The organism is Paenibacillus sp. RRE4 (assembly GCF_031844205.1).
In the GTDB taxonomy this organism is placed as follows: Bacteria; Bacillota; Bacilli; order Paenibacillales; family Paenibacillaceae; genus Paenibacillus; species Paenibacillus xylanexedens_B.
On record NZ_JAUZUT010000016.1, the window covers coordinates 1 to 23,309 of the forward strand.

The following is a 23,309-nucleotide window of genomic DNA, read 5'->3' on the forward strand; positions in this document are numbered from 1 at the left end:
TTATATATAAGATTAAGGAGATGTCAACGTTACATCTCATGTTTGACTTTAAAGGAAACCTCTGAGACACTCAAATGTAAGAAAAGGGTTCAAGCTGCCTTTTGTACAGAAAGGACTTACATTAGAAGAAAAAGAGGTGCAAGTTAATATGGAACTTCGCAAATTAACGATCGACGATTATGAGGCGTGTATGGCGCTTTCCGAGTACGCATTTCAATTTAAGTTAACAGAAGATCAGTTGGAGAAGCGGCGCAAGGAATTCGCTAAGCATAATGTGTTGGGTGTTTATGCGGATGGACAGGTTGGAGCCAAGCTTCAGATTATTCCTTTTCAAACGTATATTCACGGCAGGTCCTTCGAAATGGGGGGAATTGCAGGTGTAGCCACTTGGCCGGAGTACAGACGTAAGGGATGGGTCGCGGGATTGCTGAAATACGCACTAGAAGAAATGAATCGGTATAAACAAAGTGTATCTTTCCTGCATCCGTTTTCATTTTCCTTTTATCGAAAGTATGGCTGGGAAACCTACGTTGAATATAAGAAATATAGATTGTCTACAGCCCAACTGCCGGCCAAGAAGCTGACACCAGGCACGATCAAACGTGGAAATACCGAGCTTGCTGAATTGAAGCAGGTGTACGATGCGTATGCAACGCGCTATAATGGAACCCTCAATCGCAATGATGCATGGTGGGAAAATTCGGTTTATAGCAAAAAAGGTAGTCAGCGCGCTGTATATTATGATGAATCGGGAGCACCTCAAGGTTACGTCCTCTATGAAGTTAAGGAAAGCAAGTTTACCATAGGTGAGTTCGTTCATCTGAACGAAGAAGCGAGACAGGGGCTTTGGACGTTCATTGCCAATCATGATTCTATGATAGATGAAGTAACTTTACAGGCGCCTGCAAGTGATCTGCTTGCATTTCAGCTGGACAATCCGCGGATTAAGCAAGAGGTAGTTCCTTACTTTATGGCACGAATCGTGAGCGTGGAGCAGTTCATTTCGCAGTACCCTTTTGCAAGTCAGGACTCGCCCGTTCAGATTTGGCTTGATGTCGAAGATTCTTACGCTCCGTGGAACGAAGGAGTGTGGGAATTAAACGTGGCTATGAACGGAACCGCTTCAATATGGAAAAAGGCAAAATCGGATGGCGAGGCTCAGCTGAATCAGCCGATTCGTCTTAGTATTCAATCCCTTTCAGCCGTGTTAATGGGTTATCGCAGACCGGCAGAGATGGCACAGATCGGTAGATTGGAAGGGCCAGTGAGCGCAATCCAAGCGCTGGAAAAGGCAGTTCCCAAACGCGAAACCTACTTGCTTGATTTCTTTTAAGCAACAATCTACATCGAATACAACTTCATTCGAGCAGATCCGAAGCGTAATTGGAAGCAATCAGAACTTCTCCCGATGTCTGGGAGAGGTTTTTTTGTGTCAGGCGAATATTTCGTGTAAAATCGTAAAAAATGAATAGTGCCCCCACTTGGCAAAACAGCAAAATATGCTATAATGTATATAAAGTCAAAGAAAGTCAAAGTCAACTCAAGGTTAAATTCGTATGATTTTAATTCTGGAATACGTGTTACTTACCTACGATATGACGTTAGCTTTCTTACTGTTCTCTGATGAAAAGTACCGTAAGTTGGAACACATCATTGGAAGATCAAGGGGATATTCAAGGACCTTCGTGCTTCCTTTGTTCTCCTGTTTAACACTTGAGGTAGCAAGATTCGCTGTTTCTCTGAGTGGTTAAATGGGTGGAGAAGGTGTACTCTGTGGGGGCGTGTGGTCCTTATTGACTTAACGTTTCAGACAGTGGAGGATGATTGGATGCGTAATATCTCTGATATTATTGAACGATATCTGAAGGGTATTTTGCATGAAAGTCCCGAAGGAATGATTGAAATTCAGCGTAATGATCTGGCAGATCAGTTTTCATGTGTACCTTCCCAGATCAATTATGTCATTAGCACCCGTTTCACTCTTGAAAAAGGTTATCTCGTCGAGAGTAAACGTGGCGGTGGTGGATATGTTCGCATACAACGCATTGAATTACCTGCCCAATCCGCCCTGCACAACCATCTGCATCACAGTATTGGTGACGAGATTGGACAGACTGCTGCGGAAGGCTTGATTTATCAACTGGAAGAAGCGCGTTTTTTAAGTAAGCGGGAAGCCGGGTTGATGCGTGCGGCTGTGTCGAGAGAGGTTCTTATGGTCAAACTTCCTTACCGGGATCAAATTCGTGCCAGAATGTTGAAGGCAATGCTAATATCTTTGCTCGGTAAATGAAAACTATCGGGATCAAAGGAGGTACATCTATATGCTGTGCCAAGAATGTAATAAACGTCCGGCTACGCTTCATTTCACGAAAATTGTAAATGGAGAGAAGACGGAATTTCATATTTGTGAATCATGTGCCCGTGAGAAGGGAGAGATGATTCCTGGAACAGCAGGAGGATTTTCCATTCACAACCTGCTATCAGGAATACTTGATTTTGATCCGGCAGGCAAGAGTTCAGGTGCTTCCCCTGCCAAAACGCTGCAATGTGAAGAATGTGGCATGACGTATGCCCAGTTCAGCAAAGTTGGTCGTTTTGGTTGTAGCTCCTGTTATAAATACTTTGACAGCCGTCTGGACCCTTTGTTCAAGCGAGTGCATGGTAGTACATCGCATGTAGGTAAAGTTCCTGCCAGAGCAGGCGGGCGTATTAAGGTGAAGCGGCAAATTGCCGATCTGAAGCAAAATCTGCAGCAGAGCATTGCTCAAGAAGAGTTCGAAGAGGCCGCTCAGATTCGTGACCAGATCCGGGAACTTGAAAAAGAAATAGCTCAAGAGTAAAGTTTGTCATAAGTAGGAGGGAAGCATGATGCCTAATCTGCGTTTTACAGAGAAGGCGCTCAGTGACTGGATGCGCAGTGATGCTACTGATTCGGAGATCGTGATCAGCAGTCGTGTCCGGATCGCACGTAACCTTCAGCATATCCCGTTTCCAATGCTGGCTTCGAGTGAGCAATCGGAAGAGGTGCTGAATAAGCTGAGCGAAGTACTTCAGTACGATGACGTACACGCCTTTGGTGATTTTACTACACTCGATCTGATCGATATTGATGAACTCGACAAGCGTGTGCTGGTGGAAAAACATTTGATTAGTCCAAGTCTGGCGAATGAATCGACCAACGGAGCCGTGATCCTTAGTGAGGATGAATCGGTAAGTATTATGATCAATGAAGAGGATCATTTGCGTATCCAGTGCCTCTATCCGGGGTTCCAGGTCAAAGAGGCCTGGGAGAAAGCTTCCGCAATAGATGATGCTTTTGAAGCGCACGTGGATTATGCGTTTGATGATCGGCGAGGGTATCTGACGAGTTGCCCAACGAATGTTGGAACGGGTGTCAGGGCATCTGTTATGATGCATCTTCCTGCATTGGTCATGACACAGCAGATCGGCCGTATTCTTAGCGCCGTGTCCCAAGTGGGATTAACGGTGCGAGGGATTTATGGAGAGGGTAGCGAGGCGATGGGCAACTTGTTCCAGATTTCCAATCAGATTACACTTGGACAGACGGAACAAGAAGTGATCGATAACCTCCACGGTGTTGTTTTACAGATGATTGGTCATGAGCGTACTGCAAGAGAACGGCTCATTACCGATTCCAGACTGCGTATTACGGATCGAGTGATGCGTTCCTACGGGATTTTGTCTCATGCAGCGATTGTAGACACGAAGGAAGCGGCACAGCGCTTGTCGGATGTGCGGCTCGGCGTAGATCTTGGATTGTTGGAAGGCTTATCGATCCCAGTGATGAATGAGTTGAATGTGATGACTCAGCCAGGTTTTTTGCAAAAAACGTTTGGGGATATGCGTACGGATGAGCGCGACATCTACCGGGCTCAGTTAATTCGTGATACGATCAATGCAGCCAAAAGTTCTGGGTAAACTTTCCTTTAAGCGTTAATATGGGTTTCATGCCGTATCTGCGGCTTTTATATAATAAGCTTCCATCTAGACTGAAGCTACCAATGATTTTATTCGCAGCATGGCTGCAAACAAAAGTGATATGAAGAATACGAAGGGGTATTCAGTTAGATTGGAATCCCTCGTTTTATCCAAAACCATGGAGGTGCAGGAAATATGATGTTTGGAAGATTTACGGAACGGGCCCAAAAGGTGCTCGCACTCGCGCAGGAAGAAGCTGTCCGTCTCGGTCACAATAACATCGGTACGGAGCATATTTTGCTCGGCCTCATTCGTGAAGGTGAAGGCATTGCTGCCAAAGCACTGATCGGCCTGGGACTCGGATTGGAAAAAATTCAGGATGAAGTAGAAACGCTAATTGGCCGTGGCCAAGAGCAACCTACGAACATTGCATATACGCCACGTGCGAAAAAAGTAATTGAATTGTCGATGGATGAGGCGCGTAAACTCGGCCACACCTATGTTGGCACAGAACACATTCTTCTCGGATTGATTCGTGAAGGTGAAGGTGTTGCGGCACGTGTGCTCAATAACCTGGGCATCAGCTTGAACAAAGCACGTCAGCAAGTACTGCAATTGCTCGGTAGCAGCGAAGCTGTTTCCAGCCACAATGGCACACCTGCCAATGTAAGCACACCAACACTGGACAGCCTCGCTCGTGATTTGACGGCGTATGCCAGAGAGAATAACCTTGACCCGGTTATTGGCCGTAGCAAGGAAATTGAGCGTGTTATTCAAGTATTGAGTCGTCGTACCAAAAATAACCCGGTATTGATCGGTGAACCTGGTGTAGGTAAAACAGCAATTGCTGAGGGGCTTGCTCAGAAAATTATTGCAAACGAAATTCCCGAAACATTGCGTGATAAACGTGTAATGACGCTGGATATGGGTTCGGTTGTTGCTGGAACCAAATATCGTGGTGAGTTCGAGGATCGATTGAAAAAAATCATGGATGAGATTCGTCAGGCGGGCAACATTGTCCTGTTCATTGATGAGTTGCACACGCTGATTGGTGCAGGTGGCGCTGAAGGCGCGATTGATGCATCGAACATCTTGAAGCCGGCTCTTGCTCGTGGAGAATTACAGTGCATCGGTGCAACGACACTGGATGAGTACCGCAAATACATCGAGAAGGATGCTGCGCTAGAGCGTCGTTTCCAACCGATTACAGTGGATCAACCATCACCGGAAGAAGCCATTCAAATTTTGCATGGTCTGCGTGATCGTTACGAAGCGCATCACCGCGTGAAAATTACAGATGAAGCGATTGTGCAAGCTGTAAAATTGTCGGATCGTTATATTACAGATCGTTTCTTACCGGATAAAGCGATCGACTTGATCGATGAAGCGGGATCAAAAGTAAGATTGAACTCCTATACAATTCCGCCAAACCTGAAACAATTGGAGAGCCGTCTGGAAGATATCCGTAAGGAAAAAGACGCCGCGGTTCAGAGTCAAGAGTTCGAAAAGGCAGCGGCACTGCGTGATACGGAACAAAAAATCCGTGAAGAGCTTGATACAACGAAAAATCAATGGAAAGAAAAACAAGGTCGTACCGATTCCGAAGTCACTCCAGAGGATATCGCTCAAGTGGTAGCCAACTGGACAGGAATTCCGGTGAACAAGCTGAAAGAAGAAGAGACACAGCGTCTGATGAATCTGGAATCCATTCTTCATGAACGTGTAATCGGTCAGGATGAGGCAGTTAAATCAGTTAGCCGCGCCGTTCGCCGCGCACGTGCAGGACTTAAAGATCCGAAACGTCCAATGGGTTCATTTATCTTCCTTGGCCCTACGGGTGTAGGTAAAACCGAGCTGGCTCGCGCACTTGCTGAAGCAATGTTCGGTGATGAAAATGCCGTAATTCGGATTGACATGTCCGAGTATGGGGAGAAACACTCCACAGCACGACTGGTCGGAGCTCCTCCAGGTTATGTTGGATACGAAGAAGGCGGTCAGTTGACAGAGAAAGTTCGTCGCAAACCGTACTCCGTTGTCCTGCTGGATGAAGTAGAAAAAGCTCACCCGGAAGTTTTCAACATCTTGTTGCAAGTGCTGGAAGATGGTCGTCTGACGGATTCCAAAGGCCGTGTTGTTGACTTCCGTAATACATTGATCATTCTCACATCCAACGTGGGTGCAGAAGCGATCAAACGTAATTCTACTCTTGGGTTCACAGCTGTTGTGGATGCAGGTGCAGATTACGATAATATGAAGGGCAAAGTGATGGATGAGCTGAAGAAAAGCTTCCGTCCTGAGTTCTTGAACCGGATCGATGAAATCATCGTATTCCACTCGCTCGAAGAGAAACACATTGCTGAGATTGTTACTCTTATGAGTGAGGATCTACGTAAACGTCTTAATGAGTACGAGGTTGATTTTGAGCTCACAGATAACGCCAAGGCCTTCTTGGCGAAAGCCGGATTTGATCCTGCTTACGGTGCACGTCCGCTACGCCGGGCGATCCAGAAGCACATCGAAGACAAATTGTCTGAAGAGTTGCTTACAGGTAATGTGACCAAAGGGGATTCCTTACTCATCGACGAAGAGAATGGTGCATTGTCTGTAACGAAAAAGGAAGTAGCAGTTCCATCCAATGAGGAAATTGAAACAAAATAAATATGACGTATGTGGCCGAATGAATTCAGCTAGTCGCATATATAGAAGCTCCCTGGCTTTGGCCGGGGAGTTTTTTTCGTATGTACGAATATATAAAGGGATGTGTGAAGATTTGATTGAGATGAAGCGATATGGATGAGGAACATGTGTAAAGTTTGCGATAATCCTTTACGAAAAATCTCAAACAATGGTAAACTTTTAGTATCCCTGTATGTCAGGGCAACGAGTAAATTTTGTCGAATAATGCAAAATGTTGCTATAAAATAAAAAATCAATAGGAGTGCTGAAGTGGCCAAAGTAAAAACCAAGTTTCAATGTACGGAATGCGGCTATGAAGCCCCCAAATGGTACGGGAAATGTCCTGGCTGTCAGTCCTGGAATTCGATGATAGAAGAAACTGAAACGGTAGTCAAAACACAAGGGAGAAATTCTCCTCTGTTTGACAGTAAAGATAAACCGCTTCCTATCATAGATATAGATAGCGGTCAGGAGCCGCGTGTACAGACTGGAATCGGTGAACTGAACCGTGTATTGGGCGGCGGCATTGTGCCAGGTTCGCTTGTTCTGGTGGGGGGCGACCCGGGGATTGGAAAATCAACGTTGATGCTACAGACTTCTCATGCGCTGACCCACTCGGGGCTACGAGTGTTATATGTGTCTGGAGAAGAATCCGTAAAGCAGACGAAGCTGCGCGCAGACCGTCTCGGTGCTCTTTCGCCGGAGCTGTATGTGCTCTGTGAAACCAATATGGAGCGGGTAGAGGAAGCGGTGGATCAGATCCAGCCGCATTTTCTTGTCATCGACTCCATTCAGACGGTATATCTGCCCGAAGTTACCAGCGCACCAGGAAGTGTAGCGCAGGTAAGGGAATGCACGTCCAGATTCATGCGGATTGCGAAAGGCCGTGGCATTGCAACGGTTCTTGTAGGGCATGTTACCAAAGAAGGTGCCATCGCTGGTCCGCGTATGCTGGAGCACATGGTGGACTGCGTGCTTTATTTCGAAGGAGAGCGGCATCATACGTATCGTCTCCTTCGTGCGGTGAAGAACCGTTTCGGTTCCACGAACGAGATTGGCATATTTGAAATGGGGGAAGATGGCCTTCGTGAAGTGGGTAATCCCTCCGAGTTATTTTTATCTGAACGTCCACTAGGGGTAGCGGGATCTACCGTTGTGGCGAGTATGGAAGGCACACGTCCAATGCTTGTAGAATTACAGGCTTTGATTTCCACGACACACTTCCCCTCTCCTAGGCGGATGGCAACAGGTATCGATCATCATCGATTAAATCTAATTATAGCGGTGCTTGAAAAACGCATGGGTATGTTCCTGCAGACACAGGATGCCTATTTGAACGTGGCTGGAGGGGTGAGGCTGGATGAGCCAGCGATCGATCTGGCTGTGGCAGTCAGCATTGCCTCCAGCTTGAGAGATGTGCCAACCAAGCCGGATGATGTCATCTTTGGCGAGATTGGCCTGACGGGTGAAGTTCGTGCCGTATCGAGGGCAGAACAACGTGTGAAAGAAGCCGCGAAGCTGGGCTTCAAACGAGTTATTTTACCAGAAAAAAGCTTAAAGGGCTGGAAACATCCTCGCGGGATACAACTGATCGGTGTGAATACCGTGGCAGATGCACTAGCGGTTGCTTTAGATTAGGGGGCATAACAAGATGAAGGATTCAAGCCAACTGGACAATATGAATGATTTGTTAAGGCTGATCGCACCAGGTACACCTTTCCGCGAAGGTCTGGAAAATGTGCTGCGCGCCAAGACGGGCGCACTGCTTGTTGTAGGATACAGCCCTGAAGTCATGGAAGTGGTAGACGGGGGATTTTCGATTAACTGTGATTTCTCCCCGAACTACCTGTATGAGCTTGCCAAAATGGACGGTGCCATTATTCTGAGTGAGGATTTGAAGCGGATTTTGTATGCCAACACACAGCTGATTCCGGATTCATCCATCTCTTCCTCAGAGACGGGCATTCGTCACCGGACCGCAGAGCGGGTGGCAAAACAAACCGGTAAGCTGGTTGTTTCCATCTCACAGCGCCGGAATATTATTACCCTGTACCAGGGAACCCTTCGATATTCGCTTAAGGAAATCGGGGTGATTTTGACCAAAGCCAATCAGGCGATTCAAACGCTCGAAAAGTATAAAGCGGTGCTCAAGCAGTCCCTTACGAATCTGAGTGCTTCCGAATTCGAGGAACTCGTTACGATTCCCGAGGTGGTTAATGTTATTCAGCGCACGGAAATGGTACTACGGATCAAAACCGAGATTGAACGATATATTGATGAGTTAGGTAATGAAGGAAGGCTCATTTCGATGCAAATGGAAGAGCTTGTGGGTACTACAGAGGAAGAAGCCTGGTTGCTGTATAAAGACTATGCTCGTGATGACAGTGATGACAAGATTCGCGATATTATCGTGGGCTTAAAAAGATTGTCGGACGATGAGTTGCTTGATGCACATCATATTGTCCGATTGCTTGGTTATCCTTCATCTGCGGCAACATCTGAAGATTCGGTTGCCCCTCGCGGATATCGGGTATTAAATAAGATCCCTCGTCTGCCTAATGTAATTATCCATAACCTGGTGGATCAATTTGAGCAATTACCTCATGTCATCATGGCAACGATTGAAGAACTTGATGAAGTAGACGGCATTGGCGAGGTTCGTGCCCGTACCATCAAGGAAGGTCTCAAACGTTTGCAAGAGCAGATGTTTATTGACAGACAGATGTAGGGATTGCTTATAACGGCTTCTAATGAATGAGGTGAAACAACATGTTAACCAGATTCATTCCAAATCTTTTTACCCTAGGTAATCTGTTTCTGGGTATGCTGGCCATTTTGCTGGCGATTAACGGAAAATACAGTTCGGCTGCGATTATGGTTATCGTTGCAATGCTGCTCGACGGTCTGGATGGACGGGTGGCAAGAGCACTGAATGCACAAAGTGAATTCGGCAAGGAGCTTGATTCGCTATCGGATATGGTTTCATTTGGTGCGGCGCCTGCATTGATTATTTTCATGGTGTCTTTTCAGGATTCCATGCCGATCTTTGCCTGGATCGCAACGGCGGCTTTTCCGATCTGTGGTGCGATTCGTTTAGCAAGATTTAACGTTCGGCCGGGCATTCCGGGGTATTTCACTGGCTTGCCCATTCCCGCTGCAGGCGGTGTGCTGGCTACGCTGTCCCTGTTTCACAAGGATATCGGACCCATTAGCATGATGATTGCTACATTGCTGTTGTCTTATCTGATGGTCAGCTCACTGAAATATCCCAATTTCAAAAAAGTCGGACTTCCCCGCAAGGCGATCTGGATCGCTCCGTGGGTTGTGTTACTTGCGGTTGCACTGGCTGTTTTATTCCCGGATCAACTCTCCAAGCTGATTTTTATTCCGCTGGTGTTATATGCCCTGTATGGCATGAGATACAGTGTAAGAACGGCAGCTTCCCGCAATCGCGCTAAGAAACGCAAGGACAAGAAATCATCACGGTCTTCTGACAAGTAGAATAGGTAGGTACTTAAGTACCTACCACTCGGCAAACTATAAGATCCCTATGAACTCAAAAAATAAAAAAAGCACGTACATTTTTCCTAACAAGGAGTGTACGTGCTTTTTATTTGTATTCTTTGATCTATGACGAAGTAACGAAAGACGATTAGCTAAGACAGATTAAACATCCCAAGCGTCGAACATTTCTGTGATTCGTGAGTTACGACCTCTTCCATGTTGATGTCCAGCAGATTGCAAAGTGCAGACATATAGAACAGGTTCCGCCCCAGCTCGGAGCTGATCACCTCTTTGCAATTCTCACACAATTCACCTTCCACATGCGTTTCCAGCAGGCCCTTGGCTTGAGAAATATCACTCTCGGGGGCATATTTCTGTTTGGTGGCGTGCAGCTCAATACAGCCGCATTCGGTAATGGCTTTGGACACAGCGCGGTTAACAGAGGCTCCGGCTTGTCCCGTTTTCGACAGTACATCAATCAGGCTGCGATGGCGCAGCAACAGTTCGGAAACTTGATCCTGAAAAGCCTGTAAACTTAGCGTACTCATTTTGCCACTCACCTCGGATATGAATTGAATTCATTATATGCCAATAAAAGTCTTACTTTCAACTGACGAGTACAAGATTTCCAAAAACTTCATGCTGACGCGATTAGGTTTTGGATAATTGGATCATACTGGATATGAAAATGAAGAATGATTTGAGGAGGTGCAGGAACTCATGTGGAGAAAAGGCATTTTAACTTTTACTGGATTGTGCGGCGCATGGTTCGGGTACACGGCTTATCATCTGGCAGGCAAGTCCATTCCTTGGATGGCTGAATGGATTCAATCAGCGGGACTGCTGGGTGCGGGTGTATCAACACTGCTGGGAGCAGTACTTTTTATGTCCGTATGCACGATCGGCGGCACAATGATGGCTAACAGATTAAACAGCGGTATTGATTCTTTAGCCAGAATACCCATGAACGAGCTTGCTGCTGGCGCAACAGGCATCGTGGCTGGATTACTCGTAGCATTACTGATGTATCCTTGCCTGGCTTGGCTCGGAACCGCAGGAGAGGTGCTACAAGTGGCCCTCACGGTGATCGCTGCATATTCGGGTTATAGCTTGGCCATGGCCAAGAAAGACGATCTGGCGGCATTCTGGAAGTCGGGACGATGGGGGCACCCTGAGCCTGAAGAAGAGCGAAGACTGGAAGAACATAAAATTTTGGACACCAGCGTCATTATTGACGGCAGAATCGCAGATATCTGCAAAACCGGATTCATCGAAGGCACGATTGTCATCCCGGAATTTGTACTGGAAGAGCTGCAACATATTGCAGACTCGTCGGATCTGCTCAAGCGCAACCGCGGGCGCCGTGGGCTGGACATTTTGAATAAAATCCAGAAGGAGCTTGATGTACAGGTATTGATTTACGAAGGCGATTTCGAAGAAATCTCCGAGGTGGACAGCAAACTGGTAAAGCTCGCTAAAGTATTACAAGGCAAAGTGGTTACCAACGATTTTAACCTGAATAAGGTTTGTGAGCTCCAGGGCGTATCCGTACTTAACATTAATGACTTGGCAAACGCGGTGAAACCAGTTGTACTGCCGGGGGAAGAGATTATGGTACAGATTATCAAAGACGGCAAAGAGCATGGACAAGGCGTAGCCTATTTGGATGATGGAACGATGATCGTGGTGGAAGGTGGACGCGAGTATATCGGCATGATGATGGAAGTGCTGGTGACGAGTGTGCTACAGACGTCTGCGGGACGAATGATTTTTGCCAAGCCGAAACTGTTGGAAAAAGCCCAATAAAAGCGGTATGATGGGTAGTGTATCGTTGTACGATGATGGATATCGATGGAGATATGAATTGTCGCCCGGCGATAAACTGACAGACAAGGCAGGGATTGCGGCATGGATAAAGGGTGGGGCGTTGTCATTGTGGCGGCAGGCCGGGGAACCCGAATGGGAACGACCGAGAGCAAACAGTTTTTGCTGCTGCAGGACAAGCCCGTTTTCATACATACGCTTGAAGTATTTGCGGCTCTGGACGAGATCCGTGAGATGATTCTGGTTACAGGTGCTGCAGATGTTGAACGATGCCTGGAATGGGTAAAAGAATACCAACTGGAAACGCGTGTCCGCGTGATCCCCGGAGGGAAAGAGAGACAGCATTCGGTTCATGAAGGCCTTCGGGCGCTCAGTACCGATGGGGTTCTCGTTCACGACGGGGTGCGTCCTTTTGTGACCCGCGAGCAGATTAGAGAATGTATGGCTGCCGCCGAATCAGGCGAAGGTGCTGTGCTGGCTGTGCCGGTGAAGGATACGATCAAACAAGTGAATGCGGAAGGTATCGTTACAGCGACGCCGGAGCGCAGCAGTCTGTGGAGCATTCAAACCCCGCAGGCTTTTCGTCTTTCTTCCCTGCTGGAGGCTTACGAATCCGCGGAACGCGACGGGTTTCTGGGGACGGACGATGCCATGCTGGCTGAGCGCCAGGGAATGTCGGTTAAGGTTGTGGAAGGCAGTTATACCAACATCAAACTAACGACACCGGAAGATTTACAGTATGCCGCGTTTTGGCTTGAGGGAGAGAAGAAGCGATGATACGTGTAGGACAAGGATTTGACGTGCACCAGTTGGTGGAAGGTAGACCTTGTATTATTGGCGGGGTAACGATTCCTTATGAAAAAGGGCTGCTGGGTCACTCGGACGCAGACGTGCTGCTGCACGCCATCAGCGATGCTATTCTTGGCGCGCTGGCACTTGGGGATATCGGCAAGCATTTTCCGGACACCGACCCGGAATTCAAGGATGCAGATAGCTTGAAACTACTAGAGCATGTATGGCAGCTTGTGAAGGATCGCGGCTATAAGCTTGGGAATATTGATTCAACGATTATTGCCCAGAAGCCAAAGATGGCACCGTATATCCCGCAGATGGCTGAGGTCATTGCCAAAGCGCTGGAAGCGGATGTAACACAAGTGAACGTAAAGGCAACAACAACCGAGCAATTAGGTTTCCCAGGACGGGGAGAGGGGATTGCCGCCCAATCCGTTGTATGCCTGGTACGTGTGTGATATCATCAATCAATTAGAGACGGAGGGAATCATATGAGCACAGAAATTCGGGTGCGCTACGCGCCAAGCCCAACGGGACACCTGCATATCGGGAACGCTCGTACGGCGCTGTTTAACTACTTGTATGCCAAACACAATAACGGAAAATTTATCATTCGTATCGAAGATACGGACGTGAAGCGCAACATTGCGGGCGGAGAAGAAAGCCAGCTGAAATACTTGAAATGGCTCGGGATCGAGTGGGATGAGAGTATTGATGTAGGCGGAGAATACGGGCCGTACCGTCAGACGGAGCGTCTGGATCTGTATCGTAAATACACGCAGGAACTGCTGGACAAAGGTCTGGCTTATCGCTGCTACTGCACGGAAGAAGAACTCGAACAGGAGCGCGAAGAGCAGTCGGCTCGCGGAGAGACCCCGCGTTACTCCGGCAAACACCGTGACCTGACACCAGAGCAGATCGAGGCATTTGAAGCTGAAGGCCGTGTGGCGAGCATTCGTTTCCGTGTACCGGCAGATCGCACATACACATTTAACGACATGGTCAAAGGTACAATCTCGTTCAACAGCAAGGAATCAGGCGACTTTGTCATTGTGAAAAAAGATGGCATTCCCACGTACAACTATGCCGTTGCCGTGGACGATCACTTGATGAAGATCTCCCACGTGTTGCGGGGGGAAGATCATATCTCCAACACACCGCGTCAGCTGATGATCTATGAAGCGCTTGGCTGGGAGCCGCCGCAATTCGGTCATATGACGCTGATCGTGAACGAAAACCACAAAAAACTGAGTAAACGCGATGAATCCGTCATTCAGTTTATTGAGCAATATGATCAGCTCGGCTATCTGCCAGAAGCGATGTTTAACTTCATCTCCCTGCTTGGCTGGTCGCCAGAAGGAGAAGAAGAAATCTTTTCACAAGAGCAGTTGATCTCCATCTTTGATACGAAGCGTCTATCCAAGAGCCCGGCCGTATTTGATACACATAAGCTGGCGCACTTGAATAACCATTACATCAAAAATGCGGACCCTGCACGGATTGCCGAGATGGCTATTCCGCATCTGCAAAAAGCAGGACGTCTGCCTGCGGACCTGTCTGCGGAGCAAAAAGAGTGGGCGTATACGCTCGTACATCTCTATCAGGAGCAGATGAATGCGGCATCCGATATCGTAGAACTGTCCGAAGTGTTCTTCCGTTCCGAAGTTGAACTGGAAAGCGAAGGCGCTGCGGTACTTGCTGAAGAACAGGTTCCAACTGTGCTGAAAGCATTTGCGGATAAAGTACAAGCTAGTGATGAGTTCACGCCAAGCAAAATGGCTGCATTGATCAAGGAAGTGCAGAAGGAAACAGGCTTTAAGGGCAAACAGCTCTTTATGCCAATCCGCGTTGCTTTGACGGGGCAGACCCATGGACGTGATCTCAATCAGACCATTGTGCTACTGGGACGGGATACTGTCACCCAGCGTTTGCTGGCACGAGTGTAACTATTCATTACCTCGACTTATGTAGTTGGATTCTGCTGGTTGTCAGTGCGAAGGCTTTTCGCTATAATAGCAACACAAGGTTGAATTGTCATAATACGTTCATATAGAACAGCAAAGACTGGGAGAAGTAAGCTGATTTGGACAGATCCAGAGAGGATGGCCCCACACAAGAACAGAGATTATATCTGTTCAAGCAAGTGGAGGCTGCGAGTCATCCACTGTCCGGCAGTCTGAAATGCACCCGTGAGCTGCACCGTCGAATCCGGCCCCGCTTCTATTCATCGAATAGAGGAAAACGTCAGGATAGATGGCGACGACTGGTTCCCGTTACCGAGCCGCCAGAGGGCTCATTCCTTTTATTTAAGAGGTGGAATGAGCCAAGCAGAGTGGGACCGCGATTAACGCCTCTGCAGCTTCGTGCTGCAGGGGCGTTTTTTGTTTAGGCGAGTGCGCAAGTATACTACCAAGGAACACGCCGTCCGGCGAACCCGGAGGACGAGAACCGGAACAAGAGGGGAACGAGCATGTTCAAAAAGATCAGATCCGATATCCAGACGGTCTTTGAAAATGATCCGGCCGCCCGGAGTTGGTTTGAAGTCGTATTTACGTATTCAGGGTTACATGCCATATGGGCCCATCGATTTGCTCACAATCTATACAAACGAAGATGGTACTCGCTCGCCCGGTTCGTATCACAGGTTAGCCGGTTTATGACAGGGATAGAGATTCACCCTGGAGCTACAATTGGGGATCGTTTGTTCATTGACCATGGTATGGGTGTTGTTATTGGAGAAACCTGTGAGATTGGTGACGATGTCGTGATCTACCAAGGAGTAACTCTTGGGGGAACAGGGAAAGAAAAAGGAAAGAGACACCCCACGATTGGTAATAATGTGGTTATCTCATCTGGCGCAAAGGTTCTGGGATCATTTCGTGTGGGGGATCAGAGCAACATCGGAGCAAACTCCGTTGTGCTGAAAGAAGTTCCTGCAAATAGCACGGTGGTGGGCATTCCAGGTAGAATCGTCAAACAGGATGGACGAAGAGTGGATCGTCTTAATCAACAATTGCCCGATCCAGTTATCGACTCTTTGCGTAGCATGCAACGCGAAATAGAACGGTTGCAGGAAGAAGTGCGAAATTTGCAAAATACACGGGAATCTGAGAAATGCACATAACTCCATCGATCAACATAAACCATGGAATCAAGTAAAAGTAGTTTAGAATGAAAGGAAAAGTGACTATGACGCTTCAGATTTATAATACGATGAGTCGCACCAAAGAGGAGTTTGTTCCACAAGAGCCTGGCAAAGTAAAAATGTACGTGTGCGGACCAACCGTCTATGACTACATTCATATCGGCAATGCACGTCCGGTGATCTTTTTCGACACGGTTCGTGGATATCTGGAGCAGATCGGACATGAAGTGAATTATGTCGTGAACTTCACCGATGTCGATGACAAACTGATTCGCAAAGCAGAGCAGTTGGGCACCGACGTACCGCATGTGGCTGAAAAGTTTATTGCCGCTTATTACGCGGACCTGGAAGGACTCGGTATTCCTAAAGCGAGCAGCAATCCCCGGGTAACGGAGAATATGCCGCTTATTATCGATTTTATCCGTGAACTGGTTGAAAAAGGTTTCGCATATGAAAATGGCGGTGACGTATATTATCGAACAGGCAAGTTCGAAAAATACGGTCAATTGTCGAAACAGAACTTACAGGAGTTGCAATTCGGTATTCGAATCGGTGTAGACGAGCGGAAGGAACACCCGGAAGATTTTGTGCTCTGGAAAGCAGCCAAACCAGGCGAGATCTTCTGGTCTAGCCCATGGGGGGATGGTCGTCCTGGATGGCATATCGAATGCTCCGCCATGGCAAGAGAATACCTTGGTGACACGCTGGACATTCACGGGGGTGGACAGGATTTACAGTTCCCTCACCATGAATGCGAATGCGCACAGTCCGAGGCAATCACAGGCGCGCCTTTGGCGAATTACTGGATGCATAACGGTTTTATTCGTATTGATAACGAAAAAATGTCGAAATCCCTCGGCAACGGTGTTCTGGTAAAAGACCTGCGTAATCAGTACAAACGTGAAGCGATTCGTTACTTTATGTTGTCCACCCACTATCGTAACCCACTCAACTTCACAGAAGATACGATGGAACAGGCGCAAAACAGCGTGGATCGGATTGCGAATGCAGTAGGTAACCTGAGACATCGCCTAGGAGCTGTGTCTGTTAATCAGGAGGCTACACCGGAATTTTCAGCAAGGCTAGACCAGATTCGACAACAATATCATGAAAAAATGCAGGATGATTTTAATACACCGGATGCAATCACGGCGTTGTTCGAATGGGCAGCGGAAGCGAACCAGTTGTTGCAACAAGATGTGGTTAATGCTACTGAGATTCATGCATTGCTTGAACTATTTGGAGAACTTAATGCTGTGCTTCGAATCTATACAGACATTGAACCAGAGCTTCTCGATGAGGACATTGAACGCTTGATCCAAGAGCGCGTGGAAGCACGCAAGTCTAAAAACTGGGCGCGTGCAGATGAAATCCGTGATGAACTATCTGCTCAAGGGATTCTGCTGGAGGATACCGCACAGGGAATGAGATGGCGGCGCAAATGAGTGGAGAAAAAGAGAATGTTTTGTCTGGTTCTGTCGAGCGGGCTGAACAGGCCGAGCAAATAGTAACTAGTAATCAGGTTAATGGACTTGAGGGGGGATGGTTCCCATATCCACCCTCAAGACCTGCACGATTGATCCCGCCTATCGCGCTGGCTTACATCGGTGATGCAGTATATGAGGTTGCCGTGAGACAGTATCTGTTATCCAAAGCGAACATGCGTCCTAACCATCTGCACCGCAGTGCAACCAAACTGGTATCTGCCAAAGCACAAAGCCGGATACTGACAAGTATTGAGGCTGAACTGACTGAAGAAGAGCAAGATGTTGTGCGGCAAGGGCGGAATGCCAAATCGGGCAGTGTTCCCAAGAATGCAGATGTGCTGGAGTACAGACATGCAACGGCGTTTGAATGTCTTGTTGGTTATCTGTATAGCAGTAGTCAGCACGATCGCATGATTCAACTGATCGGGCTGGGTATTGAGCTGGCGGAACAAGCATCTGCATCAACGTCAAAATAGCTTCAGGGTTGAAATATATATAACAAGCAATACAGAGAGGAACGAATGAGGATGGAAGAAGAATGGATTGCCGGTAAACACTCCGTAACGGAGGCGTTGCGATCAGGCCGGACCATTAATAAAATATGGATTGCTGATACAGCACAGAAACATTTGACGCAACCGATTATTGCGGAAGCCAAAAAACAGGGGATTGTCATTCAGCATGTGGACAAGCGCAAGCTGGACCAGACGGTTCCTGGTATTCAACACCAGGGTGTAGTTGCGCAGGCGGCGCCCTATGCCTATGCAGAGGTTGAAGATATTTTGGAAGCAGCCAAATCTAAAAATGAACATCCGTTTTTAATTTTGCTTGATGAGATTGAAGACCCTCATAATCTGGGTTCTATCTTGCGTACAGCGGACTGCACAGGAGCTCACGGCGTTATTGTTCCCAAACGGCGCTCAGCGGCTGTAACTGCAACAGTGTCTAAGACATCAGCAGGTGCAGCTGAGTATGTTCCAGTCGCTCGTGTAAGCAATCTGGCGCAGACGATTGATCGTTTGAAAGAAGAAGGCGTATGGGTTGTAGGTACAGATGTTACCGCGCGTGAAGGTGTATTTGGCAATGGAGTATTTACAGGGCCGGTCGCACTCGTCATCGGGAATGAAAATAAAGGTATGGGACGTCTTATTCGTGAGAAATGCGATGTACTGGTCAAATTGCCTATGCAAGGCCAGATTAATTCCCTGAATGCCTCTGTGGCAGCTGGTGTTGTTATGTATGAGGTGCTTCGTGCTCGCCAAGAGCAGGAATAGATGATATGGCTGATTCCCGTGATGTGCTTCTTGTAGACGGGTATAACATGATTGGCGGCTGGCCTGAATTATCCAAACTAGCCGAAAGTGGATTGGAAGAAGCGCGGAACAGGCTCCTCTTTCGTCTTGCGGACTATCAGGCTTTCTCCGGCCGCCGAGTCATTGTTGTGTTTGACGCCTACCTTGTGCCAGGACTCGGTAAATCCTTTACACAGAGCAAAGTGGAAGTTCATTTTACAAAGGAAAAAGAGACGGCAGACGAATGTATCGAGAGACTCGTTCGGGAACTAAGCATGCGAAGACGCCAAATCTATGTAGCTACCAGCGATATGGTAGAGCAACATGTTATCTTTGGACAGGGAGCGTTGCGCGTATCTGCCAGAGAGCTGCTGATTGAAGTGGAACAAAATGAAAAGGAATTGCAACAACGGCTTGCAGAGGATCAGGCAAGATCAACCCGGAATACAATCGGGGGCAAATTAAGCCCGGATATTTTAAAGCAATTTGAACGCTGGAGACGAGGCTGACAGCAGGTTTCTTACAATTTTTTCAATATTGAAACTATTGACAATTATGTTATAGCTGTTCTTTTTTAGGGATGCCGTGGTTGACGGTGGGAGGTACCATCATATATACTGTTCGTATATTTCATAGAGTAGAGTAACGGGGTACCTTGCGTTGCAGCCGGAGGGATTGTCTGTGAGTGTCGACCTCAAAGATATCATGTTATCCAAGTATGATTACCAAAGTGACGAAGACATTGTCGAAGCGGTCCGTGAAGGCGAAAGCGAAGCGCTGGAGTTTTTGATCAACAAGTATCGCAACTTTGTACGCGCCAAGGCAAGATCTTATTTTTTGATCGGAGCTGACCGGGAAGATATTATTCAAGAAGGAATGATTGGCCTTTACAAATCCATTCGTGATTTCAAAGGGGACAAGCTAGCTTCTTTCAAGGCATTTGCCGAACTGTGCATTACGAGACAGATCATTACGGCGATCAAGACAGCCACACGTCAGAAGCATATTCCGCTTAATTCTTATGTATCTCTGGACAAGCCCATTTATGATGAAGAGTCTGATCGTACGCTACTCGATGTGATTTGTGGAACTCAGGTCAGTGATCCGGAAGAGTTGATTATTAACCAGGAGGAGTTCGTAGGCCTGGAAGATAAAATGTCCGAGATTTTGAGTGACCTGGAACGTAAAGTACTGATGTTGTACCTAGACGGGAGATCTTATCAAGAGATTGCAGTGGATTTGGATCGTCATGTAAAGTCTATCGATAATGCATTGCAGCGTGTAAAGCGCAAACTTGAAAAGTACCTGGAAGTTCGAGATAATTGAACAAAGGTTGTCGTCGTTGATGAAAAAGGCTCGGTGTTTGAGTCTTTTTTTATTGTCTGTAGTTTATATTGTTAAGGTTTGATAAATACTAGTAATCGCTCGGTTCATACTGGAGCAGTGAAAAAATCAGAGATGAGAGATACGTTGCGTTTCGTGCGGAATTAATACCCAACGATGAAAGGTTATTCTTTCGTTGACATGCTTATACCCTTGTGATAAAGTGTTTTAGGTAGGCCTATTTTACGGCTTTTTTTTCAGGATCAATTTAGAGACTCTGCTTCAATGTGGAAGTCTTCGGGAGGTGTACATCATGCGGGTAATTATTACTTTGGCTTGTACGAACTGCAAACAAAGAAATTACACTACGACAAAAAACAAGCGTAATCACCCCGACCGCATGGAGATGAAGAAATTTTGCAAGTTTTGTAACGAGCAGACTTCTCATCGCGAAACCAGATAGTTTTTTGGAGGTGTAGTCGGCGTGAAACGTAGTTTCAAATCTCTGATTTCCTTTTTCTCTGAAAGCTGGGCTGAACTTAAAAAGGTTCGCTGGCCTAATCGTAAAGAGCTGACGAACTACACGTTAATCGTACTTGGTACTGTTGTGGTTATGACGCTGTTTTTTTGGGTCGTAGATATCGGCATCTCCGCTGTGATCGAAGCGATTATTTAAGAAGGGTCCCAGGTGGCTTGATATGGAAAAAAGATGGTACGTCGTTCATACCTATTCAGGGTATGAAAATAAGGTCAAAGCCAATTTGGAAAAACGCGTAGAGTCCATGGGCATGGAAGACAAGATTTTCCGCGTTCTTGTTCCGATGGAAGAAGAAGTGGTGAACAAAGACGGTAAGAAAAAGACCGTTATGCGTAAAGTTTACCCCGGTTATGTCTTGGTCGAAATGGTTCAGACGGATGATTCTTGGTATGTTGTTCGCAATACACCAGGTGTTACCGGCTTTGTCGGTTCGACAGGTTCCGGTTCCAAACCAACAGCCTTGTTGCCAGAAGAAGTGGAACAAATTCTGAAGCACATGGGTATGGTTGAACCTAAGCCTAAAATTGAATTCGATATTAAGGAATCCGTGCGTATTAAAGTCGGTCCTTTTGCGAATTTTGTGGGCTCCGTGGAAGAGATCTTGGTAGACAAGAGCAAGCTTAAGGTACACGTTAACATGTTTGGACGGGAAACGCCGCTTGAGTTGGAATACACCCAAGTGGAGAAGATATAGTTTCTTCAAGTTTCTTGTGGGAGGGCTGCGAGGCCCGTTAACCACTATTTTGCAAGGAGGTGTCTATCATGGCAAAAAAGGTAATCAAAATGGTAAAACTGCAGATTCCAGCAGGTAAAGCAAATCCAGCACCACCAGTAGGTCCGGCATTGGGTCAAGCAGGTGTCAACATCATGGCATTCTGTAAAGAATTCAACGCTCGTACAGCTGACCAAGCAGGATTGATCATTCCAGTTGAGATCTCTGTATTCGAGGACCGTTCCTTTACATTCATCACTAAAACTCCACCTGCAGCAGTTCTGTTGAAAGTGGCAGCGAAAGTTGAAAAAGGATCCGGCGAGCCGAACAAGAAAAAAGTTGCTACCGTTAAACGTGACGCGGTACGTCAAATCGCGGAAACAAAAATGCCTGACCTGAATGCTGCTGACGTTGAGTCCGCAATGCGTATGGTTGAAGGTACTGCCCGCAGCATGGGTATCACCATCGAAGACTAATTTTCACACGAAACATGGCTTCGTAAAGCCGGCCGATTCGCGGCCGGTCAATGTGGGAGGTATATCCGCTAAAACCACAAAGGAGGAATATAACATGGCTAAACACGGTAAAAAATACCTGGAAGCTGCTAAGCTGATCGACAGCGAAGCAACTTACGAGCCTTCAGAAGCTGTAGAGCTTGTGAAAAAGGCAGCTACTGCAAAATTCGATGAAACGATCGAAGCAGCAGTTCGTTTGGGCGTAGACCCTCGTAAGCAAGACCAGGCAGTACGTGGTGTTGTTGTCTTGCCACACGGTACAGGTAAAACACAACGCGTATTGGTATTTGCAAAAGGTGACAAAGCGAAAGAAGCGGAAGCGGCTGGCGCGGACTATGTTGGTGATGCAGACATGATCAACAAAATCCAACAAGGCTGGTTCGAATTCGACGTCTGCGTAGCGACACCGGATATGATGAGTGAAGTAGGTAAATTGGGCCGTCTGCTCGGCGGTAAAGGTCTCATGCCTAACCCTAAAGCCGGAACGGTAACTTTCGATGTAACTAAGGCTGTTCAAGAAATCAAAGCCGGTAAAATCGAATATCGTCTGGATCGTGCAGGTCAAATTCATGCACCGATCGGTAAAGCTTCTTTCTCTTCCGAGCAATTGAATGAGAACCTCAAAGCTCTCATGGATGCTCTGAACCGTGCTAAACCGGCGGCAGCTAAAGGTGTTTATCTGAAGAACGTAAGTCTTTCTTCTACGATGGGCCCTGGTGCACGCGTGAACGCAGCAGCTTTTAGATAAAATATTCTTGACAGGTTCGCCCTGTTCTGATATTCTATAAAAGTTGTGAGTCCGAGTGACTGACCGTTGACATTTGAATATGCTTGCCGTAGACAGTAGGTGCCATATGGCTTAATTTCCTACCGAGGTGTGATTATACAACTTGAACGATGCAAATCGGTTGCGAGTATATATCAAGCCTTCGTGATTCTACGGAGGCTTTTCTTAATGGGATAAATTTGATCAGGAGGTGTACAGATTGGCAAACGCAAAAGTGATTCAAGCAAAACAAGAGTCCGTTGATGTTGTAACAGCAAAATTGCGCGAAAGCGTGACAACAGTTGTTGTTGACTACCGCGGATTGAACGTTGCCCAAGCTACTGAACTGCGCAAGCAGCTTCGTGAAGCCGGAATCGAATTCCAAGTGCTGAAAAACACATTGCTTCGCCGTGCAACTGCTGCAGCAGAATTGACAGAACTCGATAGCGTTCTGACAGGTCCTACTGCGATTGCATTCAGCGGAGAAGATGCTGTAGCTCCAGCCAAAATTCTGAACGACTTCGCTAAGAAGAACGATGCACTGAAATTGAAAGGTGCTGTCGTAGAAGGTCGTGTAATTGGAGAAGCAGAAGTTAAAGCGTTGGCAGAACTGCCATCCCGCGAAGGTCTCCTCTCCATGCTCCTCAGCGTGCTTCAAGCGCCAGTTCGCAACTTCGCGCTTGCGGTTAAAGCTGTTGCAGACAAAGAAGAACAAGGCGCGTAAGCTACTTGATCTGAATACTGCCTAGCAGTAATGAAATAACAAAAAAATAAAATTATATATGGAGGTTCAATC

At 47.0% G+C, this 23,309-nt stretch carries 26 protein-coding genes and 1 other annotated feature; of the genes, 25 read left to right on the forward strand and 1 reads right to left on the reverse strand.

Going from position 1 to position 23,309, the window contains the following annotated elements; all coding sequences use genetic code 11:
• The first annotated feature begins 148 nt into the window (after positions 1–148).
• The 8 genes from Q9R46_RS27150 (at position 149) to pssA (ending at position 10,116) form a co-directional block, all read left to right on the forward strand.
• A complete protein-coding gene (locus Q9R46_RS27150; protein ID WP_311282473.1) occupies positions 149–1,333 on the forward strand; it encodes a GNAT family N-acetyltransferase in 1,185 nt (394 codons plus the stop codon).
• A gap of 495 nt (positions 1,334–1,828) precedes the next feature.
• Positions 1,829–2,290 (forward strand): CtsR family transcriptional regulator, encoded by a 462-nt coding sequence (locus tag Q9R46_RS27155; RefSeq protein WP_090924702.1) that lies wholly within the window; start codon positions 1,829–1,831, stop codon positions 2,288–2,290.
• A 31-nt stretch (positions 2,291–2,321) separates the two neighbouring features.
• Positions 2,322–2,840 carry a protein-arginine kinase activator protein McsA gene (gene mcsA / locus Q9R46_RS27160; protein WP_145336502.1) on the forward strand — a complete coding sequence of 173 codons (519 nt, stop codon included), beginning with the start codon at positions 2,322–2,324 and terminating at the stop codon, positions 2,838–2,840.
• 28 nt (positions 2,841–2,868) lie between these two features.
• Entirely contained in the window at positions 2,869–3,939 is a 1,071-nt protein-coding gene (mcsB, locus tag Q9R46_RS27165) for a protein-arginine kinase McsB (protein ID WP_154892124.1), read from the forward strand.
• A gap of 195 nt (positions 3,940–4,134) precedes the next feature.
• The gene (locus Q9R46_RS27170) at positions 4,135–6,597 is read left to right on the forward strand and encodes an ATP-dependent Clp protease ATP-binding subunit (protein WP_090924699.1); all 2,463 of its coding nucleotides are present in this window, start codon (positions 4,135–4,137) and stop codon (positions 6,595–6,597) included.
• Positions 6,598–6,885: 288 nt separating this feature from the next.
• Positions 6,886–8,253: a DNA repair protein RadA gene (gene radA, locus Q9R46_RS27175; protein ID WP_311282474.1), complete on the forward strand. Its 1,368-nt coding sequence runs from the start codon at positions 6,886–6,888 to the stop codon at positions 8,251–8,253.
• A gap of 13 nt (positions 8,254–8,266) precedes the next feature.
• A complete protein-coding gene (disA, locus tag Q9R46_RS27180) occupies positions 8,267–9,343 on the forward strand; it encodes a DNA integrity scanning diadenylate cyclase DisA (RefSeq protein ID WP_090924697.1) in 1,077 nt (358 codons plus the stop codon).
• 41 nt (positions 9,344–9,384) lie between these two features.
• Positions 9,385–10,116, forward strand: a complete 732-nt coding sequence (pssA, locus tag Q9R46_RS27185; RefSeq protein ID WP_311282475.1) for a CDP-diacylglycerol--serine O-phosphatidyltransferase — start codon at positions 9,385–9,387, stop codon at positions 10,114–10,116.
• Positions 10,117–10,271: 155 nt separating this feature from the next.
• Here pssA and Q9R46_RS27190 read toward each other — a convergent pair whose 3' ends face one another.
• The gene (locus Q9R46_RS27190) at positions 10,272–10,667 is read right to left on the reverse strand and encodes a nucleoside triphosphate pyrophosphohydrolase family protein (protein WP_311282476.1); all 396 of its coding nucleotides are present in this window, start codon (positions 10,665–10,667) and stop codon (positions 10,272–10,274) included.
• Between the two features lie 172 nt (positions 10,668–10,839).
• On the opposite strand from Q9R46_RS27190, the gene Q9R46_RS27195 reads away from it, so the two are divergent.
• The 17 genes from Q9R46_RS27195 to rplJ all read left to right on the forward strand — a co-directional run bounded on the left by Q9R46_RS27195 (position 10,840) and on the right by rplJ (position 23,237).
• On the forward strand, positions 10,840–11,925 hold the full coding sequence (locus tag Q9R46_RS27195; RefSeq protein ID WP_145336498.1) for a PIN/TRAM domain-containing protein: 1,086 nt from the start codon (positions 10,840–10,842) through the stop codon (positions 11,923–11,925).
• A 102-nt stretch (positions 11,926–12,027) separates the two neighbouring features.
• Positions 12,028–12,720: a 2-C-methyl-D-erythritol 4-phosphate cytidylyltransferase gene (gene ispD, locus Q9R46_RS27200; protein WP_145336496.1), complete on the forward strand. Its 693-nt coding sequence runs from the start codon at positions 12,028–12,030 to the stop codon at positions 12,718–12,720.
• Positions 12,717–13,193, forward strand: coding sequence for a 2-C-methyl-D-erythritol 2,4-cyclodiphosphate synthase (gene ispF / locus Q9R46_RS27205; RefSeq protein WP_017692052.1), 477 nt, complete (start codon positions 12,717–12,719; stop codon positions 13,191–13,193). Before ispD ends, ispF begins: the two co-directional genes overlap by 4 nt.
• Positions 13,194–13,226: 33 nt before the next feature.
• Positions 13,227–14,681, forward strand: a complete 1,455-nt coding sequence (gene gltX, locus Q9R46_RS27210; RefSeq protein WP_145336494.1) for a glutamate--tRNA ligase — start codon at positions 13,227–13,229, stop codon at positions 14,679–14,681.
• Between the two features lie 137 nt (positions 14,682–14,818).
• Positions 14,819–15,124 (forward strand): hypothetical protein, encoded by a 306-nt coding sequence (locus tag Q9R46_RS27215; RefSeq protein WP_311282477.1) that lies wholly within the window; start codon positions 14,819–14,821, stop codon positions 15,122–15,124.
• 81 nt (positions 15,125–15,205) lie between these two features.
• Complete coding sequence (gene cysE, locus Q9R46_RS27220) at positions 15,206–15,859, forward strand: serine O-acetyltransferase (protein WP_145336489.1); 654 nt, start codon at positions 15,206–15,208, stop codon at positions 15,857–15,859.
• 65 nt (positions 15,860–15,924) lie between these two features.
• A complete protein-coding gene (cysS, locus tag Q9R46_RS27225) occupies positions 15,925–17,325 on the forward strand; it encodes a cysteine--tRNA ligase (protein WP_311282478.1) in 1,401 nt (466 codons plus the stop codon).
• Positions 17,322–17,843, forward strand: a complete 522-nt coding sequence (locus Q9R46_RS27230; RefSeq protein ID WP_260989984.1) for a Mini-ribonuclease 3 — start codon at positions 17,322–17,324, stop codon at positions 17,841–17,843. The genes cysS and Q9R46_RS27230 overlap by 4 nt, the downstream gene beginning before the upstream one ends.
• 51 nt (positions 17,844–17,894) lie before the next feature.
• Positions 17,895–18,641, forward strand: coding sequence for a 23S rRNA (guanosine(2251)-2'-O)-methyltransferase RlmB (gene rlmB, locus Q9R46_RS27235; RefSeq protein ID WP_090924688.1), 747 nt, complete (start codon positions 17,895–17,897; stop codon positions 18,639–18,641).
• 5 nt (positions 18,642–18,646) lie between these two features.
• Positions 18,647–19,168 carry an NYN domain-containing protein gene (locus Q9R46_RS27240; RefSeq protein WP_145336486.1) on the forward strand — a complete coding sequence of 174 codons (522 nt, stop codon included), beginning with the start codon at positions 18,647–18,649 and terminating at the stop codon, positions 19,166–19,168.
• Positions 19,169–19,340: 172 nt separating this feature from the next.
• Complete coding sequence (gene sigH, locus Q9R46_RS27245) at positions 19,341–19,985, forward strand: RNA polymerase sporulation sigma factor SigH (protein WP_024633601.1); 645 nt, start codon at positions 19,341–19,343, stop codon at positions 19,983–19,985.
• A 310-nt stretch (positions 19,986–20,295) separates the two neighbouring features.
• On the forward strand, positions 20,296–20,445 hold the full coding sequence (rpmG, locus tag Q9R46_RS27250; protein ID WP_072735843.1) for a 50S ribosomal protein L33: 150 nt from the start codon (positions 20,296–20,298) through the stop codon (positions 20,443–20,445).
• Between the two features lie 21 nt (positions 20,446–20,466).
• Positions 20,467–20,658, forward strand: a complete 192-nt coding sequence (gene secE / locus Q9R46_RS27255; protein ID WP_024633600.1) for a preprotein translocase subunit SecE — start codon at positions 20,467–20,469, stop codon at positions 20,656–20,658.
• Between the two features lie 22 nt (positions 20,659–20,680).
• On the forward strand, positions 20,681–21,214 hold the full coding sequence (gene nusG, locus Q9R46_RS27260; RefSeq protein ID WP_024633599.1) for a transcription termination/antitermination protein NusG: 534 nt from the start codon (positions 20,681–20,683) through the stop codon (positions 21,212–21,214).
• Between the two features lie 68 nt (positions 21,215–21,282).
• Complete coding sequence (rplK, locus tag Q9R46_RS27265; protein ID WP_017692062.1) at positions 21,283–21,708, forward strand: 50S ribosomal protein L11; 426 nt, start codon at positions 21,283–21,285, stop codon at positions 21,706–21,708.
• A 94-nt stretch (positions 21,709–21,802) separates the two neighbouring features.
• The gene (gene rplA, locus Q9R46_RS27270) at positions 21,803–22,495 is read left to right on the forward strand and encodes a 50S ribosomal protein L1 (protein WP_090924686.1); all 693 of its coding nucleotides are present in this window, start codon (positions 21,803–21,805) and stop codon (positions 22,493–22,495) included.
• A 68-nt stretch (positions 22,496–22,563) separates the two neighbouring features.
• Positions 22,564–22,710 (forward strand) — a sequence feature (ribosomal protein L10 leader region).
• Positions 22,711–22,733: 23 nt separating this feature from the next.
• Positions 22,734–23,237 (forward strand): 50S ribosomal protein L10, encoded by a 504-nt coding sequence (gene rplJ / locus Q9R46_RS27275; protein ID WP_090924685.1) that lies wholly within the window; start codon positions 22,734–22,736, stop codon positions 23,235–23,237.
• Positions 23,238–23,309 lie beyond the last annotated feature (72 nt).

What these genes read in the sequence shown, in the direction of transcription:
- Q9R46_RS27150 (WP_311282473.1), top strand. Translation starts at nt 149, where the DNA reads ATGGAACTTCGCAAATTAACGATCGACGATTATGAGGCGTGTATGGCG.
- Q9R46_RS27155 (WP_090924702.1), top strand. Translation starts at nt 1,829, where the DNA reads ATGCGTAATATCTCTGATATTATTGAACGATATCTGAAGGGTATTTTG.
- mcsA (WP_145336502.1), top strand. Translation starts at nt 2,322, where the DNA reads ATGCTGTGCCAAGAATGTAATAAACGTCCGGCTACGCTTCATTTCACG.
- mcsB (WP_154892124.1), top strand. Translation starts at nt 2,869, where the DNA reads ATGCCTAATCTGCGTTTTACAGAGAAGGCGCTCAGTGACTGGATGCGC.
- Q9R46_RS27170 (WP_090924699.1), top strand. Translation starts at nt 4,135, where the DNA reads ATGATGTTTGGAAGATTTACGGAACGGGCCCAAAAGGTGCTCGCACTC.
- disA (WP_090924697.1), top strand. Translation starts at nt 8,267, where the DNA reads ATGAAGGATTCAAGCCAACTGGACAATATGAATGATTTGTTAAGGCTG.
- pssA (WP_311282475.1), top strand. Translation starts at nt 9,385, where the DNA reads ATGTTAACCAGATTCATTCCAAATCTTTTTACCCTAGGTAATCTGTTT.
- Q9R46_RS27190 (WP_311282476.1), bottom strand. Translation starts at nt 10,667, where the DNA reads ATGAGTACGCTAAGTTTACAGGCTTTTCAGGATCAAGTTTCCGAACTG.
- Q9R46_RS27195 (WP_145336498.1), top strand. Translation starts at nt 10,840, where the DNA reads ATGTGGAGAAAAGGCATTTTAACTTTTACTGGATTGTGCGGCGCATGG.
- ispD (WP_145336496.1), top strand. Translation starts at nt 12,028, where the DNA reads ATGGATAAAGGGTGGGGCGTTGTCATTGTGGCGGCAGGCCGGGGAACC.
- ispF (WP_017692052.1), top strand. Translation starts at nt 12,717, where the DNA reads ATGATACGTGTAGGACAAGGATTTGACGTGCACCAGTTGGTGGAAGGT.
- gltX (WP_145336494.1), top strand. Translation starts at nt 13,227, where the DNA reads ATGAGCACAGAAATTCGGGTGCGCTACGCGCCAAGCCCAACGGGACAC.
- cysE (WP_145336489.1), top strand. Translation starts at nt 15,206, where the DNA reads ATGTTCAAAAAGATCAGATCCGATATCCAGACGGTCTTTGAAAATGAT.
- cysS (WP_311282478.1), top strand. Translation starts at nt 15,925, where the DNA reads ATGACGCTTCAGATTTATAATACGATGAGTCGCACCAAAGAGGAGTTT.
- Q9R46_RS27230 (WP_260989984.1), top strand. Translation starts at nt 17,322, where the DNA reads ATGAGTGGAGAAAAAGAGAATGTTTTGTCTGGTTCTGTCGAGCGGGCT.
- rlmB (WP_090924688.1), top strand. Translation starts at nt 17,895, where the DNA reads ATGGAAGAAGAATGGATTGCCGGTAAACACTCCGTAACGGAGGCGTTG.
- Q9R46_RS27240 (WP_145336486.1), top strand. Translation starts at nt 18,647, where the DNA reads ATGGCTGATTCCCGTGATGTGCTTCTTGTAGACGGGTATAACATGATT.
- rpmG (WP_072735843.1), top strand. Translation starts at nt 20,296, where the DNA reads ATGCGGGTAATTATTACTTTGGCTTGTACGAACTGCAAACAAAGAAAT.
- nusG (WP_024633599.1), top strand. Translation starts at nt 20,681, where the DNA reads ATGGAAAAAAGATGGTACGTCGTTCATACCTATTCAGGGTATGAAAAT.
- rplK (WP_017692062.1), top strand. Translation starts at nt 21,283, where the DNA reads ATGGCAAAAAAGGTAATCAAAATGGTAAAACTGCAGATTCCAGCAGGT.
- rplA (WP_090924686.1), top strand. Translation starts at nt 21,803, where the DNA reads ATGGCTAAACACGGTAAAAAATACCTGGAAGCTGCTAAGCTGATCGAC.